Raw genomic sequence first — 17254 nt, 5'->3', positions numbered from 1 at the left:
TCTCTGGGGATAGCGCCATGAGAATCAGGGGGTACACATGCGCGGCGGCGCTGATGCTGTCTATCAGCGGTTTGTCCGTTGCCGAGGAAGCCTCGGTCGACCAGGCCCGTGACGCGCTGGCCAAGAAGAATGACGATGCCGACAGCGCCAAGGCGCTGGAGGAAGTCTTCCAGGCCGCCGAGAAGAGCTACACCTTGCTGAAGAAGGGCGAGCGGACCCTGACCTACGGTTTCGACTACGCGCTGGTGCGCGACCAGCGGCTGACCCTGGTGCCGCTGACCAAGACCAGCGGCGGCACGCAGATCTACGGCCTCGCCGGCCGGCAGAGCCAGTCCCAGCACACCTTCACCAACTCCTTCACCTTCGACTACGGGATCTGGGACAACCTCACCTTCAGTTTCCGCCTGCCGCTGGTAGCCAAGTACGACACCGAGATGGATACCCACGCCTACAGCCTCGGCGACGTTTCCGCGACCTTGCGCTGGCAGCCCTGGGCGGCGGTGCGCGGGCGGCCGGTCACCACGCTGTATACCACCATCGGCCTGCCGACCGGCGACAGTCCCTACAAGACCAACCTGGACAAGGACATCTCCACCGGCAACGGCTACTACAGCCTGGGCTTCGGCGCGAACATGTCCTATGTGATCGACCCGGTGGTCCTCTACGGCTCGCTCGGCTACACCTGGAACCTGCCGGTGGACGACGTGCACCAGACCCTGGCCGACAACTCCCAGCTGGAGAAGGTCTCGCCCGGCAACACGATCAACTTCAACATGGGCATGGCCTACGCGCTGTCCTACGACGTCTCGCTGGCGACCTCGTACCAGATGGCCTACACGCTGAAGAACCGCTACCACACCACTGCCGGTACGTTCGAGTCGTCCGAACAGACCAGTAGCATCATGAACTTCTCGCTCGGCTTGCGGACGTCACCGGACTACATCGTCAACGTCAACGCCGGTTTCGGCCTCACGGAAGACTCGCCGGATGTACTGCTGGGGTTATCCGTACCCCTCGATATCAAAGGGCTGAAGGCCCAGTAACCCGCGAGCGAGGCCTGTTATGAAGATGCGCATTGCGCCGCTCTGGCTGGCGCTGGCAGGGGTGTGCCTGGCCTGGATTCCGCCGGCCGGCGCGCAGATGGCCAACGACCTGACCATCGGCAACCCGAAAGCCATGGCCCTCGGCAACGCCGTGACCGCCGACGAGACCGGCATCGATTCGGTGCACTACAACCCGGCGGCGCTGACCAAGATGAAGGGCCGCCAGGCGACCGTGAAGCTGCTCACCGGGGTAATGGACATCCGCGCCGGCTTCAAGGCGCCGCCGAACTACGGCGAAGGCACCTTCGGCCTGCGCGACGACCCGGTCGCCAACAGCCACAGCCGGACCCTGACCCCGACCATGTACCTGCCCGGCCTCGGCGGCATGACCGACGTGCCGTTGCTGGTGGCGCCGCTGGCCGGGATCTCGATCAACCCGCCGGGTTCCAAGTTCACCTTCGCCACCAACGTCTACACCCCGCAAGCGCTGGGCTACAGCCGCGATTCCGATAGCGATCCGGCGCGCTACCAGGGACGCGAGGTGTCGTTGCAGCGGCTCACCTACTTCTCGCCGACCCTGGCCTACCAGGTCAACGACGAGCTGTCGGTCGGCCTGTCGGTGGGTTTTTCCCACCAGGCAGTAGCGTTGAACGAGGATTTCCGGGCGCCGAACCAGTTGCTCGGGCTGTTGCAGCAGACCAAGGAGATCGGTTGCCTGCCGGGAATGCAGGAGATCCTCGAGGTGTTCTTCAACGTCTGCGGCGGCAACATCGGCCCGTTCCAGAACCTGGCCAATATCGACCTGGACATGCAGCAGTCGCTGTCGCCCAGCTTCAACCTCGGCGTGCTCTGGGAGCCCACCGACTGGTTCGCCTGGGGCGCGACCTACCAGAGCGAGTCGCGGATGAGGCTCAAGGGCAAGTACCGGGTCGACTACGGCCAGGGCTGGCAGGGTTTCTGGACCGGGGTGCACAAGTCGCTCGGTGGTGCGATCCTCGGCCAGATGTTCCCCTACGGGAACGTCGATGAAGAGCATGGCAACGCCACGATGAACATGGTCTACCCGGATGCCTTCTCCACCGGCGTGAAGCTGCGCCCGTTCAAGAAGTGGCAATTCAACTTCGACCTGAAATGGAACGGCTACAGCGACTGGAACGAGTTCAAGATCGAGTTCGACCGCGAGCTTGACCTGCTGCGCATCGCCAAGTACCTCGACTCGAAGGACGCCACCAGCCACAGCATCACCCTCGACCGCGGCTACCGCGATACCTGGAGCTGGGCCATGGGCGTGCAGTACGACGTCAACGACCGTTTGCAGCTACGCGCCGGCTATGAATACCGGCCTTCGGCGATCCCCAAGGGCCAGGCGGACATCCTGGTGCCGATCGGCGATGCCAATCTCTACGGCCTGGGGCTGGGCTACCAGTGGGACAAGGACACGGTGATCGATGTCGGTTTCAACTACTTCGTCACCAAGCAGAGCGTCAAGGCCGATACCAGCTGCAACCTGAACTGCACCGGGCTCGACAACCTGGTGTACAACCCCTACGCGGGACTGGACGTGGACACCACGGTGAAGGCCTATATTTTCACCATGACCTACCGTACGACCTTCTGAGGGCTGGAGCATGATGCGCGCATCCATCGTACTTTGCGTCTTCTCCCTGGCGCTGCCGGCATCTTCGCCGGGCTGGGCCTCCGGCGGGCGCTACCTGACCTGGGTGGACGACAATGGCGGGGTGCACAACACCTTCGTCGACGGCCAGTTCGACCGCCAGCAGCGCCAGGCGCGGCAGCGCATCGGCCAGAGCGACCAGGCGCGGGTGCTGAACAAGGCGGACAACGCCACGCAGTGGCCGGGGAACAGCAGCGGAGGGGAGAGCAAGCGTCGCTACTACACCTGGATCGATGCCAACGGCAACGTGCAGAACAGCTTCTATGCCGGCGCCCAGGTCGCCGGCCAGCGCGCCGACTACGTCCTGCCCAACGGCGAGCACTCCGCCGAATACATCGATGCCGAGGCCTTCGAGGGCAAGGGTTTCGTTCGCAGCGAGAACGGCAGTCCCTACTACACCTGGGTGGACGAGAAGGGCCGCATGCACAACTCGCAGATCCCGCCCGAGGAGCGCGCGGCGCGCTTCAAGCGGGAGGCCGCGCCTTCGTCGCAGATCGCCTTCACCGAGGGCCGGCAGATCGAGTTCAAGCAACGTCCGACGGCGTTGCCCGGGCTGGATGGCGCCGGCCAGCAGAGCGATGCGCTGAAGGCTTTGCTCAAGGGCACCGAGATGACCATCGACGATCTCTACCAGGACCTGCAACGGCGCTGCTGCGAGCAGATCGCCGAGAGCGACTTCACCGAACTGGATGCCGACGAACCGCGCTACGAGGAGTTGAACCGCTTCTCGCCGAGCTTCGACTTTCCCATGGGCAGGAGCTTCTACGCGGCGATCCGGCTGCCGCGCTCCCAGGGTGTCTACGGCCTGCGCATCCGCAGTTTCGCCAACCGCCAGGTGGTCTACCCGTCGCTGCTGTTCCTCGACGAGCACAAGCGGCCGACCCGGCTGGTCAGCGACGCGGTGTACAAGCTGAACCCGGAAACCTGGTATCGCTACGCTTTCATCGAGGGTACGGTGCCGGTGCGAGCCAATCGCGGCGAGCGCTACGTGCTGCTGCTGACCACCGACGAGGACCGCTCGCTGCAAACCCTCGACAACAAGCCGTTCAAGCGTCCGCTGCAGGACCTGGCGGTGAACGAGGCGGGCATGCAGGTGCATGAGCACGCCCGGCAGGGCGGCTTCGAGCTGGCCGTGGTGCGTTGAAATCCGAGACATGAAAAAGCCCGGCCGGAGCCGGGCTTCTTCATACCGGAAGCACGTCAGCCCTGGTGCTGCTGGACGTGGCCGAACAGCTGCTGGGAGAAGCGTACGCGCTCTTCCGCGGACTCTTCGATGCCTTTCGCCTTGAGTTCTTCCAGTCGCGCCTCGACGGCGTGGCAGCGGTGCACCAGGCCGCTGTCGTTGGCGATCTGGATGTTCAGGCCCGGGCGGGCGTTGAGTTCGAGGATCAGCGGGCCTTTCTCCTGGTCGAGAACCATGTCCACGCCGATGTAGCCGAGGCCCGACAACTCGTAGCAACCGGCCGCCAGCTTCATGAAGCCGTCCCAGTTCGGCAGTTGCACGCCGTCCACCGCGTTGGTGGTGTCCGGGTGCTTGGCGATCTTGTTGTTCAGCCAGGTGCCGCGCAGGGTGACACCGGTGGCCAGGTCGACGCCCACGCCGATGGCGCCCTGGTGCAGGTTGGCCTTGCCGCCCGACTGCCGGGTCGGCAGGCGCAGCATGGCCATCACCGGGTAGCCCATCAGTACGATGATGCGGATGTCCGGCACACCTTCGTAGCTGATGCTCTTGAAGATCTGGTCGGGGGTCACCCGGTACTCGATCAGTACGCGGTCGCGATGGCCGCCGAGGGAGTAGAGGCCGGAGAGGATGCTCGAGATGTGGTGCTCGATCTCCTCGTGGCTGACGATCTTCCCCGACACGGTCTTGTAGCGGCCCTCGAAGCGGTCGGCGATCACCATGATGCCGTCGCCGCCGGCGCCCTGCGCCGGCTTGATGACGAAATCGTTGTGCTCGCCGATGATCTCGTTGAGCTTGTCGATGCCTTTCTCGGTCTCGATGATGCCGTACATCTCCGGCACGTGGATGCCGGCCTCGAGCGCGCGTTCCTTGGTGATGATCTTGTCGTCCACCACCGGATACAGGTGCCGCTTGTTGTACTTCAGGACGTAATCGGCATTGCGTCGGTTGATGCCCATCACGCCTTTCGCGGTCAGGTCTTTCCAGGTCTTCCAGATCGACATGGTTCAGTCCTTGAGCAGGGCCTTGAAGCGGAACAGCTCGGTCAGGCGGTAGCCGCGGTAGCGGCCCATGGCGAGCATGAAGGCGACCAGGATCAGCAGCACGGCCGGGAAGGTGAAGATGAAGTACACCAGTTCCGGGATGCGCATGAGGATGTGCGCCAGCGATGCCGCGAACAGGGTGCCGATGGCCACCTTCATCGCATGGCCGCCGCCGCGCTCTTCCCAGGTGATCGACAGGCGTTCGATGGTCATGGTCAGGATCACCATCGGGAACAGGGCGATCGACAGGCCGCTCTCGAAGCCGAGCTTGTGGCTGAACAGGCTGATCACCGCGATCATCACCACCACGAAGGTCAGCACCACCGAGAGGCGCGGCAGCATCTGCAGCTTCAGGTGCTCGAGATAGGAGCGCAGCGACAGGCCCAGGGCGGTGATCACGGTGAACAGGGCGATACCCCATTGCAGGCCGGTCTCGCGGAAGGCCAGGGCGATCAGCACCGGGGTGAAGGTGCCAAGGGTCTGCAGGCCGATCAGGTTGCGCAGGATCAGGATCACCAGCACGCCGATCGGGATCATGATCATGATCTGGAAGGTCTGCTGGGTGGACAGCGGCAGGCCGTACAGGGAGTACTCGAGGAAGGCCGCCTCGGTGTTCTCGTCGGACAGCTTGGCCAGGCGGATGGCGTTCATCTCGCTGCTGTTCAGGCTGAAGCTGACCTGGGCCTTCTTGCCGCCGTCGATGGTCATCAGCGGCTCATCGCCAAGCCACCAGATCAGGCGATCGGAGGGCAGGCCCTGTTCGCCGGTGACCACGTTGAAATACAGCCAGTTCTCGCCGTTGAAGCTGCGCAGCCACAGTTCCGGGCTCTGTTGCAGGTCGGCGACCAGACGGATGGTGTGGACCCGCTCCATCGGCACGTGGGCGATGGACAGCAGGGTCTCGACGATATGCGCTTTCTTTTCCAGGCTGGTGTCGCCGGCCATCAGCAGCTTGACGTTGTCGTCGTTGCCGTTGTTGGCGCGCTTGATGGCTTCGCTGACGAAGGTCTCGACGTCGGCCGAGTGCTGGCGAATGGGGGCCAGCAGGGCTTCTGCGGCGATCTTCTCCGGGCCTTCCAGGGGCAGGCTGTCGCGGAAGATCGGGCCTTTCTCCTTGGTCTTCTCGCCGGTGTAGCGCTTGGTCAGCACCAGGCGGTAGTACAGGGTCTGCTTGCCGTTGGCGCGGCGGGCGGACCAGGTCACCTTGCGATTGCCGTCGGCGCGATTGATGCTGACGCCGTAATTGTTGGAGACGAAGCTTTCGTTGAGGCTGACGTAGTCCTGGCTCAACGGCGGAACGAACATCTGCACCTTGACCGGGGTTTTCGGCGTGGCGACGAAGTCGACCTTGGCATCGATGTTCCAGAGGTCATCGGTTTCGGCTTCGGTAACGGGAATACCCTGGACGAAAATCTGATAGGCGGTGATCGCCACACCCAGGGTCAGCAGGATGGCGATCAGGACTTTCAGATGCAGGTTGAGAGAGCGCATGTCGTTTACTCAGCAGGTTTTGCATCAGGTTTGCAGCCGGGTTTCCCGGCCGAGTATTTCAAACTCGGATCGACCAGTGCGTCGAATTTCTTCAAGGCCTCCGAGCCGATCAAAAGCGGGTATTGGAATGCACTTCGGTCGGTCAGGTTCACTTCGATGGTGCGAATCGCCTTGCCCATGCAGACCTGCAGCTCGATCACCGGACGGGCGGTATAGGCCTTGCCCTCGTCGGGGTTGAAGTCGCCGTGGCGGCGCTTGATCTTGCTGATCCGCGCCAGGGGCTTCTCGATCGGGGTGTCGTCGGCGTTGTCGGTGGCCAGGTAGAAGCGCACCCAGGTTTCGCCGTCGCGCTTGAAACGCTTGATGTCGCGGGCGCTGAGGGAGGCGGTCTTGGCGCCGGTGTCGAGCTTGGCGGCCAGCTGGATGTCCGGGTCGTTGATGCGCGCGTATTCGTTCAGGCCGTAGACCGTCTTTTCGGCGGCTACGCTCAGGCCTGGTACGGCGATGAATAGGCAGAGCAGGGGAGCTAAGGGCTTGAGTTTCATAAGTCCTGGTTGGTGTCGCGTTCGGCGGGTCGATCTTGCGATCGCTGTCCAGTCCGTGACGGAAAACCCTGCGTCATCGACCTGCGCTCGGCAGGCCGGGCATGCCGGGCGCCCCGCCAGGCGCATGCGGGCCGCATTCTATCACGCGGTTTTTCGGCAGCGACAGCCGCTTATACCACTTGGTCGGGGTTTTGCCCCTGGGATGAAACGAAATTCCATCCAGGGGCTCGAAGCGTTACCGGAAGCGGGCAAGGGACCTTGGCGGTGCCGAGCCGCTGGCCCCGGAGCGGTTATTTGAAGCGCCGTTCCACGCCTTTTTCGACGAGGATCTTTGCGGAAATCTCCTCCACCGAGAAATGCGTGGAGTTGATGTAGGCGATGTTTTCGCGGCGGAACAGGCTTTCGACCTCGCGTACCTCGAATTCGCACTGGGCGAAGCTGGCGTAGCGACTGTTGGGCTTGCGTTCGTTGCGGATCGCGGTGAGGCGGTCGGGGTCGATGGTCAGGCCGAACAGCTTGTGCTTGTACTGCTTGAGGGCGTTCGGCAGTTGCAGGCGCTCCATGTCCTCTTCCGTCAACGGGTAGTTGGCGGCGCGGATGCCATACTGCAGGGCCATGTACAGGCAGGTGGGCGTCTTGCCGCAGCGCGAGACGCCGACCAGGATCAGGTCGGCCTTGTCGTAGTAGTGGGTGCGGGCGCCGTCGTCGTTGTCGAGGGCGAAGTTCACCGCCTCGATGCGATCCATGTAGTTGGAGTTGTGGCCGATGGAGTGGGACTTGCCGACCGAATAGGACGAGTCGGCCGAAAGCTCCTGTTCCAGAGGCGAAAGAAAGGTGGCGAAGATATCGATCATGAAACCGTTGGATTGCGCCAGGACCGCCCGGATGTCGCGGTTCACGATGGTATCGAAGATGATCGGGCGGGCCCCGTCCGACTCGGCAGCATTATTGATTTGCTGTACCATGGCGCGCGCTTTTTCTTCGGTATCGATGTACGGTCTCGTCAGTTTGACGAAGCTGATGTTCTCGAACTGTGCCAGAAGGCTTTGGCCCAGGGTTTCGGCGGTGATACCGGTGCCGTCCGAGATGAAGAATGCGGTTCGTTTCATTTGCACCGAAAGCCTTAAGGTAGGAACGATTCTTGGCTATGATAGGCCGCGCGTTGTCAGAGGCCTTTCTGTCGCAGCATTGTCACTTATTTCTAAGGGCCAGGCCAGAATCCAGCGGAGCTGCTCCTGGCCCCGCTTGAGCTTTTCCAATTCAATAGTGGAGAGATCACCTTGGTAGAGTACGTAGTTTCCCTCGATAAGCTCGGCGTCCATGATGTAGAGCATGTGGGGGGCAAGAACGCATCCCTCGGCGAGATGATCAGCAACCTGGCCGGTGCCGGCGTTTCCGTACCCGGCGGATTTGCCACCACCGCCCAGGCCTACCGTGACTTCCTCGAGCAGAGTGGCCTCAACGACCGTATCCACGCGGCCCTGGACGCCCTGGACGTCGACGACGTCAACGCCCTGGCCAAGACCGGCGCGCAGATCCGCCAGTGGGTGATGGAAGCCGAGTTCCCGGCCCGTCTCGACAGCGAGATCCGCCAGGCCTTCGCCGCCCTGGCCAACGGCAACGACAACCTCGCCGTGGCAGTGCGTTCCTCCGCTACCGCCGAAGACCTTCCGGACGCCTCGTTCGCCGGCCAGCAGGAAACCTTCCTCAATATCCGCGGCGTGGACAATGTGATCCGCGCAGCAAAAGAGGTCTTTGCCTCCCTGTTCAACGACCGCGCCATCGCCTACCGCGTGCACCAGGGCTTCGATCACAAGCTGGTCGCCTTGTCCGCCGGCGTGCAGCGCATGGTCCGCTCGGAAACCGGCACCGCCGGGGTGATGTTCACCCTGGACACCGAATCCGGCTTCCGCGACGTGGTCTTCATCACCGGTGCCTACGGCCTGGGCGAGACCGTGGTTCAGGGCGCGGTGAACCCCGACGAGTTCTACGTCCACAAGCCGACCCTGGAAGCCGGGCGTCCGGCCATCCTGCGCCGCAACCTGGGTAGCAAGGCGATCAAGATGATCTACGGCGACGAAGCCAAGGCCGGTCGCTCGGTCAAGGTAGTGGACGTCGATCGCGCCGATCGCGCCCGCTTCGCCCTGAGCGACGCCGAGGTCACCGAGCTGGCCAAGCAGGCCATGATCATCGAGAAGCACTATGGCCGCCCGATGGACATCGAATGGGCCAAGGACGGTGACGACGGCAAGCTGTACATCGTCCAGGCACGCCCGGAAACCGTGAAGAGCCGCGCCAGCGCCACGGTCATGGAGCGCTACCTGCTGAAAGAGAAGGGGACCGTCCTGGTGGAAGGACGTGCCATCGGCCAGCGCATCGGTGCCGGTCCGGTCAAGGTGATCAACGACGTGTCGGAAATGGACAAGGTCCAACCGGGTGACGTCCTGGTCTCCGACATGACCGACCCGGACTGGGAGCCGGTGATGAAGCGCGCCAGCGCCATCGTCACCAACCGCGGCGGGCGTACCTGCCACGCGGCGATCATCGCTCGCGAACTGGGCATCCCGGCGGTGGTCGGTTGCGGCAACGCCACCCAGATCCTGCAGGATGGGCAGGGGGTGACCGTTTCCTGTGCCGAAGGCGATACCGGCTTCATCTTCGAAGGCGAACTCGGTTTCGATGTGCGCAAGAACTCGGTCGACGCCATGCCCGACCTTCCGTTCAAGATCATGATGAACGTCGGCAATCCCGATCGCGCTTTCGATTTCGCCCAGTTGCCGAACGAAGGCGTGGGCCTGGCCCGCCTCGAATTCATCATCAACCGCATGATCGGCGTGCACCCCAAGGCGTTGCTGAACTTCGCCGGCCTGCCGGCGGACATCAAGGAAAGCGTGGAGAAGCGCATCGCCGGCTATCCCGATCCGGTCGGCTTCTACGTCGAGAAGCTGGTGGAGGGCATCAGCACCCTGGCCGCGGCGTTCTGGCCGAAGAAGGTCATCGTGCGCCTGTCCGACTTCAAGTCCAATGAGTACGCCAACCTGATCGGCGGCAAGCTCTACGAGCCGGAAGAAGAGAACCCGATGCTCGGCTTCCGTGGCGCCTCGCGCTACATCAGCGAGTCGTTCCGCGACTGCTTCGAGCTGGAGTGTCGTGCGCTGAAGAAGGTCCGCAACGAAATGGGCCTGACCAACGTCGAGATCATGGTGCCCTTCGTGCGCACCCTGGGCGAGGCGAGCCAGGTGGTCGAGCTGCTGGCCGGGAACGGCCTGAAGCGCGGCGAGAACGGACTGAAGGTCATCATGATGTGCGAACTGCCGTCGAACGCCCTGCTGGCCGACGAGTTCCTCGAGTTCTTCGATGGCTTCTCCATCGGTTCCAACGACCTGACCCAGCTGACCCTGGGCCTGGATCGCGATTCCGGCATCGTTGCCCACCTGTTCGACGAGCGCAATCCGGCGGTGAAGAAGCTGCTGGCCAACGCCATCGCTGCCTGCAACAAGGCCGGCAAGTACATCGGCATCTGCGGCCAGGGTCCGTCGGACCACCCGGACCTGGCCCGCTGGCTGATGGAGCAGGGCATCGAGAGCGTCTCGTTGAACCCCGACTCGGTGCTGGATACCTGGTTCTTCCTCGCCGAGGGTCAAGACCAGGCCTGATCGGTCCTCGCTGTATCCGGAAAGGGCGGGTAACACCGCCCTTTTTCGTGCCTCCTGTACAAGACAAGCATGCAAAGCAGTAGCCGCCTCTTTCCTGTCGCCCTGGTCAGCGCCGAATTGCGCGCCGACCTTACCGAAGACATCTACCGCCTGAAGCCCGGCAACAGCCCCGATGCCAGCGTCGAGCTGGTCGTAACCCGGCTCGGACAGCAGGCCGCCGGCGAGCGGCGCGGACCGCCTGTGATCCTCCTGCACGGGAGTTTTTCCAACCGCCGCTTCTGGTACTCGCCGCGTGCGCTCGGATTAGGTCCTTACCTGGCGCGGGCGGGGTTCGATGTCTGGCTGCCGGAAATGCGTGGCCATGGCCTGTCGATTCGCAACGATGGTTACCGGGACAACCGGGTCGCCGACTACGCGCGCTACGACCTGCCGGCGCTGGCCTCCTTCATCCACGAGCAGTGCGGGCAGCCGGCGCACTGGATTGGCCACTCCCTCGGTGGGGTGGTGCTGGCGGCGGGGCTGGGCGGGGGCTACCTGGACCAGGCACGGATCGCTTCCGTGGCGTTGTTCGGTAGCCAGGTCAGCACCGCGCACTGGCTGTTCAGGTTGCCCATGGCAGGCATCCTCGCGCGCCTGCTGCTGCGCCGCGTCGACGCGCTATCCGGAAGCCGTTGGCGGCAGGGCCCGGAAGACGAGCCGGTCGGCGTGGCGCTGGAGGTCCTGCGTTGGCATGGGCTGTTCGGCCGCTTCGGCGAGCCGGGCAACGACTGGTGGAAGGGGCTCGCCGCGGTCGACGTGCCGCTATTGGCGGTCGCCGGGGCTGGGGACCGGCAGGACCCGTCCTGGGCCTGTCGCAAGTTGTTCGAGCAGTTCGCCTCGTCCGAGCGCGAATACCTGTTGCTCGGACGCGAGGCTGGCTACGCCGAGGACTACGGGCATATCGAGATGCTGATCGGCAAGGCGGCTCAGCTAGAGGTCTGGCCCTTGGTGGAGCGCTGGCTGCGCCAGCGATCGCCGGCGGGCGACGAATCCGCGTGGAGTGAGGCGCTAGACGTATCGGAAGCCGGAATCAGCGGCTAACATGTGACGCAAATGGCGGCTCCGGTCACGCCGGCGCCGCCGGGGGCGGGCGGCCGATGATCCTCCGGAGCTGCCCGAGCCGATCCCTTCACCCACAGGAGCTTCCCATGCATTACGTCACTCCCGATCTGTGCGATGCCTATCCTGAGCTGGTCCAGGTCGTCGAACCCATGTTCAGCAACTTCGGCGGCCGCGACTCCTTCGGCGGCGAGATCGTCACCATCAAGTGCTTCGAAGACAATTCGCTGGTCAAGGAGCAGGTCGACAAGGACGGCAAGGGCAAGGTCCTGGTCGTCGATGGCGGTGGTTCGCTGCGCCGCGCCCTGCTGGGCGACATGCTGGCCGAGAAAGCGGCGAAGAACGGCTGGGAAGGGATCGTCGTATATGGCTGCATCCGTGACGTCGACGTGATCGCCCAGACCGACCTCGGCGTCCAGGCCCTGGCCAGTCATCCGCTGAAGACCGACAAGCGCGGCATCGGCGATCTGAACGTCGCCGTGACCTTCGGCGGCGTCACCTTCCGCCCCGGCGAGTTCGTGTATGCCGACAACAACGGCATCATCGTTTCTCCGCAGGCCTTGAAGATGCCCGAATAGGGCTTTTTAACAGCCGTTCCGGCCCCGGTGACGCAGGCAGCGTCCCGGGGCTTTTTGCTGGAATGAACCCGAGGCGCGCATATGGGTCTCAGGACTGGCTTTAAGGTTGTGCCGCAAGTCCATGAATTGACTGGTGCCGGACTTGTGTTTTTACTGTCGAAATGGTCGTTTTACCAAGGGAAGCGCAATGCAAGCGTACGAGTCGGGTGACGAGCGCGGCTTGATCTATGGTTACGTCCTCAACGGGCGCGGCGGCGGACGCCGTGTCGGACGCAACCAGATAGCGGTGCTCGACCTGCTGCCGGAGGAGAGCCTTTGGCTGCACTGGGACCGCGGCGTACCGGAAGCGCAGGCCTGGCTGCGGGATTCCGCGGGGCTCAGCGAGTTCGCCTGCGATCTGCTGCTGGAGGAGGCGACCCGCCCCCGTTTGCTCGATCTCGGGGCCGAAAGCCTGCTGGTGTTCCTCCGTGGAGTGAACCTGAATCCGGGCGCGGAGCCGGAAGACATGGTTTCGCTGCGGGTATTCGCCGACGCGCGCCGGGTGATCTCGCTGCGCCTGCGGCCGCTGAAGGCGGTGGCCGATCTGCTCGAGGACCTGGAGGCGGGGAAAGGGCCGAAGACGGCATCCGAGGTCGTGTACTACCTCGCGCACTACCTGACCGATCGCGTCGACACGCTGATCAGCGGGATAGCCGACCAGCTCGATGCTGTCGAGGAGCTGGTCGAGGCGGACGAGCGCGCCAGTCCCGACCAGCACCAGTTGCGTACCCTGCGCCGCCGGTCGGCGGGGTTGCGGCGCTACCTGGCGCCGCAGCGGGACATCTACTCGCAACTGGCGCGCTACAAGCTGTCCTGGTTCGTCGAGGACGACGCCGATTACTGGAACGAGCTGAACAACCGGCTGACGCGGAATCTCGAAGAACTCGAGTTGATACGGGAGCGCATCAGCGTCCTGCAGGAAGCCGAGTCGCGGCGAATTACCGAACGGATGAACCGCACCATGTATCTCCTTGGTATAATCACCGGCTTTTTCCTGCCGATGAGCTTCGTCACCGGCCTGCTGGGAATCAATGTCGGCGGCATTCCAGGGGCGGATGCACCGCATGGGTTCTGGCTGGCCTGCCTGCTGATCGGCGGGGTCGCCACCTTCCAGTGGTGGGTATTTCGTCGGCTGCGCTGGCTCTGACGTGACCTGGGGTGAGGAGAGGGCGTCACTCCCTCGTACAGACATGAGGTGCGCATGCACGATCCGTTCGAAGAGTCCCTGCGGGACCTGCTCAAGGCTTCGGCTCCCCAGCCGGACGACGACGCGCGTCTGGGACGGGTGCTGAAGACCGCCAATCGCCAGGTCGGCGCCGGTGACCTGTTCAGCCTCATGGGGCACTGGCTGCAGGCGCTGATGATCGGCATCAACAACGGTTCGCCGCATCTGGCGCCGGTTTCCCGTATTTCCGCGAAAAACGCATCTTCTGCTGACAAGGCTGAGTGAACATGCAATTCGATATCTGGACCCAGAGCTTGCTGACCGCGATGAACACCCTGTGGGGCAAGCTGGCAGGCTTCATTCCCAACCTGCTCGGCGCCCTGGTGGTCGTTCTGCTCGGCTTCGTCATCGCCAAGCTGCTCGATGCGCTGCTTTCCAAGCTGCTGGCCAAGCTGGGCCTGGACCGGCTGATGGGTGGCACCGGCCTGACCAAGCTGCTGGCCCGGGTCGGTATCCAGGTTCCGGTCTCGACGCTGGTCGGCAAGATCGTCTACTGGTTCGTGCTGCTCGTCTTCCTCGTATCCGCCGCCGAGTCGCTCGGCCTGCAGCGGGTATCCGCCACGCTGGACGTCCTCGCCCTGTACCTGCCCAAGGTGTTCGGCGCGGCCCTGGTGCTGATCGTCGGCGTGCTCCTGGCGCAACTGGTGAACAGCGTCGTGCGCGGCGCAGCGGACGGCGTCGGCCTCGAATACGCGAACGGCCTGGGGCGGATCGCCCAGTGGCTGGTCATCATCATCAGCATCTCGGTGGCGGTGGGGCAGCTCGAGGTCAAGACCGACCTGCTCAACTACATCATCGCCATCGTCCTGATCACCGTCGGCCTGGCCGCTGCGCTGGCCCTGGGCCTGGGCAGCCGCGAGGTCGCCGGGCAGATCATTGCAGGAATCTACGTCCGCGAGCTGTATCAGGTCGGACAACAGGTGAAAGTGGGTGACGTTGAAGGCACTATTGAAGAGATAGGTACGGTCAAGACCATCCTGCTGACGGAAGAGGGAGAGCTTGTGTCGCTGGCCAACCGTCTACTGCTCGATCAGCGAGTTACCAGCCGCTGATCCGGGAGAGATAATGGACGTGGCTGCTCTGCAGGGCGGCCCGGCTTACGATATGACTGGCCTGATCTCACTTGAATAAGCCTCACCCCCTGTCACAGCGGTATGACCCACGCCAGCTTTCCGATGAAGAGCTGGTCGAGCGTGCGCACTCGGAGCTGTTCCACGTGACGCGCGCCTATGAAGAATTGATGCGGCGTTACCAGCGCACGCTGTTCAACGTCTGTGCCCGCTACCTGGGCAACGACCGCGACGCGGACGACGTGTGCCAGGAGGTGATGCTGAAAGTTTTGTACGGGTTGAAGAACTTTGAGGGCAAGTCGAAGTTCAAAACATGGCTATATAGCATCACGTACAACGAGTGCATCACGCAGTACCGCAAGGAGCGCCGCAAGCGCCGATTGATGGATGCGCTCAGCCTCGACCCGCTGGAGGAGGCTTCCGAGGAGAAGTCGCCGAAGGTTGAGGAGCGGGGCGGATTGGATCGTTGGCTCGTCCATGTCAATCCGATAGATCGGGAGATTCTGGTTCTTCGCTTCGTCGCGGAACTGGAGTTTCAGGAGATAGCGGATATCATGCACATGGGTCTGAGTGCGACGAAAATGCGCTACAAGCGGGCACTGGACCGCCTGCGCGAAAAGTTTTCAGATGCGACCGAAACATAGTTGGGTAAATATTGTCTCTCTATGCGGGAAGTTCTGATAAACTTGCCATCCAAGTTGTGCGGCTGATTGTTGGACAACTAACTGACCATCAAGATGGGGATTTAACGGATGAAACTGAAGAACACCTTAGGCGTTGTCATCGGCTCGCTGGTTGCCGCTTCGGCAATGAACGCCTTTGCCCAGGGCCAGAACTCGGTAGAGATCGAAGCCTTCGGCAAGCGCTACTTCACCGACAGCGTTCGCAACATGAAGAACGCGGACCTGTACGGCGGCTCGATCGGTTACTTCCTGACCGACGACGTCGAGCTGGCGCTGTCCTACGGTGAGTACCATGACGTTCGTGGCACCTACGAAACCGGCAACAAGAAGGTCCACGGCAACCTGACCTCTCTGGACGCCATCTACCACTTCGGTACCCCGGGCGTAGGTCTGCGTCCGTACGTGTCGGCTGGTCTGGCTCACCAGAACATCACCAACATCAACAGCGACAGCCAAGGCCGTCAGCAGATGACCATGGCCAACATCGGCGCTGGTCTGAAGTACTACTTCACTGAGAACTTCTTCGCCAAGGCCAGCCTCGACGGCCAGTACGGTCTGGAGAAGCGTGACAACGGTCACCAGGGCGAGTGGATGGCTGGCCTGGGCGTCGGCTTCAACTTCGGTGGTTCGAAAGCCGCTCCGGCTCCGGAACCGGTTGCCGACGTTTGCTCCGACTCCGACAACGACGGCGTTTGCGACAACGTCGACAAGTGCCCGGATACCCCGGCCAACGTCACCGTTGACGCCAACGGCTGCCCGGCTGTCGCCGAAGTCGTACGCGTACAGCTGGACGTGAAGTTCGACTTCGACAAGTCCAAGGTCAAAGAGAATAGCTACGCTGACATCAAGAACCTGGCTGACTTCATGAAGCAGTACCCGTCCACTTCCACCACCGTTGAAGGTCACACCGACTCCGTCGGCACCGACGCTTACAACCAGAAGCTGTCCGAGCGTCGTGCCAACGCCGTTCGTGACGTACTGGTCAACGAGTACGGTGTAGAAGGTGGTCGCGTGAACGCTGTTGGTTACGGCGAGTCCCGCCCGGTTGCCGACAACGCCACCGCTGAAGGCCGCGCTATCAACCGTCGCGTTGAAGCCGAAGTAGAAGCTGAAGCCAAGTAATCGGCTGAGCCTCTAAGGAAAAACCCGGCTCAGGCCGGGTTTTTCTTTGCCTGGAAAAAGACCGCTCGTCAGGCGCTCAGGGAAATCGGTTGCGACACGATGTCGCGGGTTACTTCGCCGATCACCAGGATCGCCGGGCTTTTCAAGGCGAAACGTCCGGCGTCCCGCAGTAGCTCGCCGAGGTTGCTGCGGCATTCGCGCTGGTTGCCCAAGGTGGCGTTCTCGATCATCGCCAGCGGCGTATCCTCGGCCATGCCTCCAGCCAGCAGCCCGGCCTGGATCTCCGCGAGTCGGGCGACGCCCATGTAGACCACCAGCGTGGTACCGCTGCGTGCCAGGGCTTCCCAGGCCAGCGGGCTGTCGTCCTGGGTATGCGCGGTCACCAGGGTCACGCCGCGGCTGATGCCGCGGTAGGTCAGCGGTATGCCGCAGGCAGTGGCGCCAGCCAGCCCGGCGGTGATGCCGTTCACTATCTCGCTGTCTATCCCGTGCCGGGCCAGCCATTCGGCTTCTTCGCCGGCGCGGCCGAAGATGCATGGATCGCCGCCTTTCAGGCGCACCACGCTGCGTCCCTGGCGGGCATGCCGCAGCATCAGGCGCTGGATGAAGTCCTGCGGTGTGGAGCGGCAGCCGCCGCGTTTGCCGACCCGGACCAGCCGGGCGGACGGACAGTGCTCCAGTATGCTCGGGTTGACCAGATCGTCGACCATCACCACATCCGCGTCCTGCAGGGCGCGAACTGCCTTCAGGGTCAACAGTTCCGGATCGCCGGGACCCGCACCCACCAGCCAGACCTTACCGCTCAT

General features: G+C 63.2%; 16 protein-coding genes. 11 read left to right on the top strand and 5 right to left on the bottom strand.

What is annotated here, in order from left to right:
* Window positions 1-17 precede the first annotated feature (17 nt).
* Genes VQ067_RS17090 through VQ067_RS17080 form a run of 3 tightly spaced genes read left to right on the top strand, consistent with a single transcriptional unit; the run spans window position 18 to window position 3862 of the window.
* Window positions 18-1043 (top strand): transporter, encoded by a 1026-nt coding sequence (locus tag VQ067_RS17090; RefSeq protein ID WP_003120313.1) that lies wholly within the window; start codon window positions 18-20, stop codon window positions 1041-1043.
* Between the two features lie 19 nt (window positions 1044-1062).
* Window positions 1063-2661, top strand: a complete 1599-nt coding sequence (locus VQ067_RS17085; protein WP_079383373.1) for an outer membrane protein transport protein — start codon at window positions 1063-1065, stop codon at window positions 2659-2661.
* Window positions 2662-2674: 13 nt separating this feature from the next.
* Entirely contained in the window at window positions 2675-3862 is a 1188-nt protein-coding gene (locus VQ067_RS17080; RefSeq protein WP_003087803.1) for a MalM family protein, read from the top strand.
* A gap of 56 nt (window positions 3863-3918) precedes the next feature.
* Here the strand turns inward: VQ067_RS17080 and VQ067_RS17075 are convergent, their stop codons facing one another.
* The 4 genes from VQ067_RS17075 to ppsR form a co-directional block, all read right to left on the bottom strand.
* Window positions 3919-4902, bottom strand: coding sequence for an alpha-L-glutamate ligase-like protein (locus VQ067_RS17075; RefSeq protein ID WP_003087807.1), 984 nt, complete (start codon window positions 4900-4902; stop codon window positions 3919-3921).
* Between the two features lie 3 nt (window positions 4903-4905).
* Entirely contained in the window at window positions 4906-6432 is a 1527-nt protein-coding gene (gene rloB / locus VQ067_RS17070) for an osmotic stress tolerance membrane protein RloB (protein WP_003087809.1), read from the bottom strand.
* 5 nt (window positions 6433-6437) lie between these two features.
* Window positions 6438-6977 (bottom strand): retropepsin-like aspartic peptidase RloA, encoded by a 540-nt coding sequence (gene rloA / locus VQ067_RS17065; RefSeq protein ID WP_003087811.1) that lies wholly within the window; start codon window positions 6975-6977, stop codon window positions 6438-6440.
* Between the two features lie 290 nt (window positions 6978-7267).
* On the bottom strand, window positions 7268-8086 hold the full coding sequence (ppsR, locus tag VQ067_RS17060; RefSeq protein ID WP_003087813.1) for a posphoenolpyruvate synthetase regulatory kinase/phosphorylase PpsR: 819 nt from the start codon (window positions 8084-8086) through the stop codon (window positions 7268-7270).
* 171 nt (window positions 8087-8257) lie between these two features.
* On the opposite strand from ppsR, the gene ppsA reads away from it, so the two are divergent.
* The 8 genes from ppsA (at window position 8258) to oprF (ending at window position 16448) form a co-directional block, all read left to right on the top strand.
* Window positions 8258-10633: a phosphoenolpyruvate synthase gene (gene ppsA, locus VQ067_RS17055; protein ID WP_003098065.1), complete on the top strand. Its 2376-nt coding sequence runs from the start codon at window positions 8258-8260 to the stop codon at window positions 10631-10633.
* A gap of 69 nt (window positions 10634-10702) precedes the next feature.
* A complete protein-coding gene (locus VQ067_RS17050) occupies window positions 10703-11713 on the top strand; it encodes an alpha/beta fold hydrolase (RefSeq protein WP_003087820.1) in 1011 nt (336 codons plus the stop codon).
* Window positions 11714-11820: 107 nt separating this feature from the next.
* On the top strand, window positions 11821-12309 hold the full coding sequence (gene rraA / locus VQ067_RS17045) for a ribonuclease E activity regulator RraA (protein WP_003087823.1): 489 nt from the start codon (window positions 11821-11823) through the stop codon (window positions 12307-12309).
* Between the two features lie 187 nt (window positions 12310-12496).
* A complete protein-coding gene (locus VQ067_RS17040) occupies window positions 12497-13495 on the top strand; it encodes a zinc transporter ZntB (RefSeq protein ID WP_003098062.1) in 999 nt (332 codons plus the stop codon).
* Between the two features lie 48 nt (window positions 13496-13543).
* A complete protein-coding gene (locus VQ067_RS17035; RefSeq protein WP_003120308.1) occupies window positions 13544-13798 on the top strand; it encodes a hypothetical protein in 255 nt (84 codons plus the stop codon).
* A gap of 2 nt (window positions 13799-13800) precedes the next feature.
* Window positions 13801-14625, top strand: a complete 825-nt coding sequence (locus tag VQ067_RS17030) for a mechanosensitive ion channel family protein (RefSeq protein ID WP_003087830.1) — start codon at window positions 13801-13803, stop codon at window positions 14623-14625.
* 71 nt (window positions 14626-14696) lie between these two features.
* The gene (sigX, locus tag VQ067_RS17025) at window positions 14697-15287 is read left to right on the top strand and encodes an RNA polymerase sigma factor SigX (protein ID WP_003098059.1); all 591 of its coding nucleotides are present in this window, start codon (window positions 14697-14699) and stop codon (window positions 15285-15287) included.
* 108 nt (window positions 15288-15395) lie between these two features.
* Window positions 15396-16448: an outer membrane porin OprF gene (gene oprF / locus VQ067_RS17020; protein WP_003087843.1), complete on the top strand. Its 1053-nt coding sequence runs from the start codon at window positions 15396-15398 to the stop codon at window positions 16446-16448.
* A gap of 68 nt (window positions 16449-16516) precedes the next feature.
* Here oprF and cobA read toward each other — a convergent pair whose 3' ends face one another.
* Window positions 16517-17254 (bottom strand): uroporphyrinogen-III C-methyltransferase, encoded by a 738-nt coding sequence (gene cobA, locus VQ067_RS17015; RefSeq protein ID WP_003087845.1) that lies wholly within the window; start codon window positions 17252-17254, stop codon window positions 16517-16519.

Origin of the sequence: Pseudomonas sp. KBN12P06040, from assembly GCF_037574965.1 — a bacterium.
GTDB lineage: Bacteria > Pseudomonadota > Gammaproteobacteria > Pseudomonadales > Pseudomonadaceae > Pseudomonas > Pseudomonas aeruginosa.
Note: the sequence above shows the minus strand (reverse complement) of the source record. Positions and strands in the feature narration are given on the sequence as shown.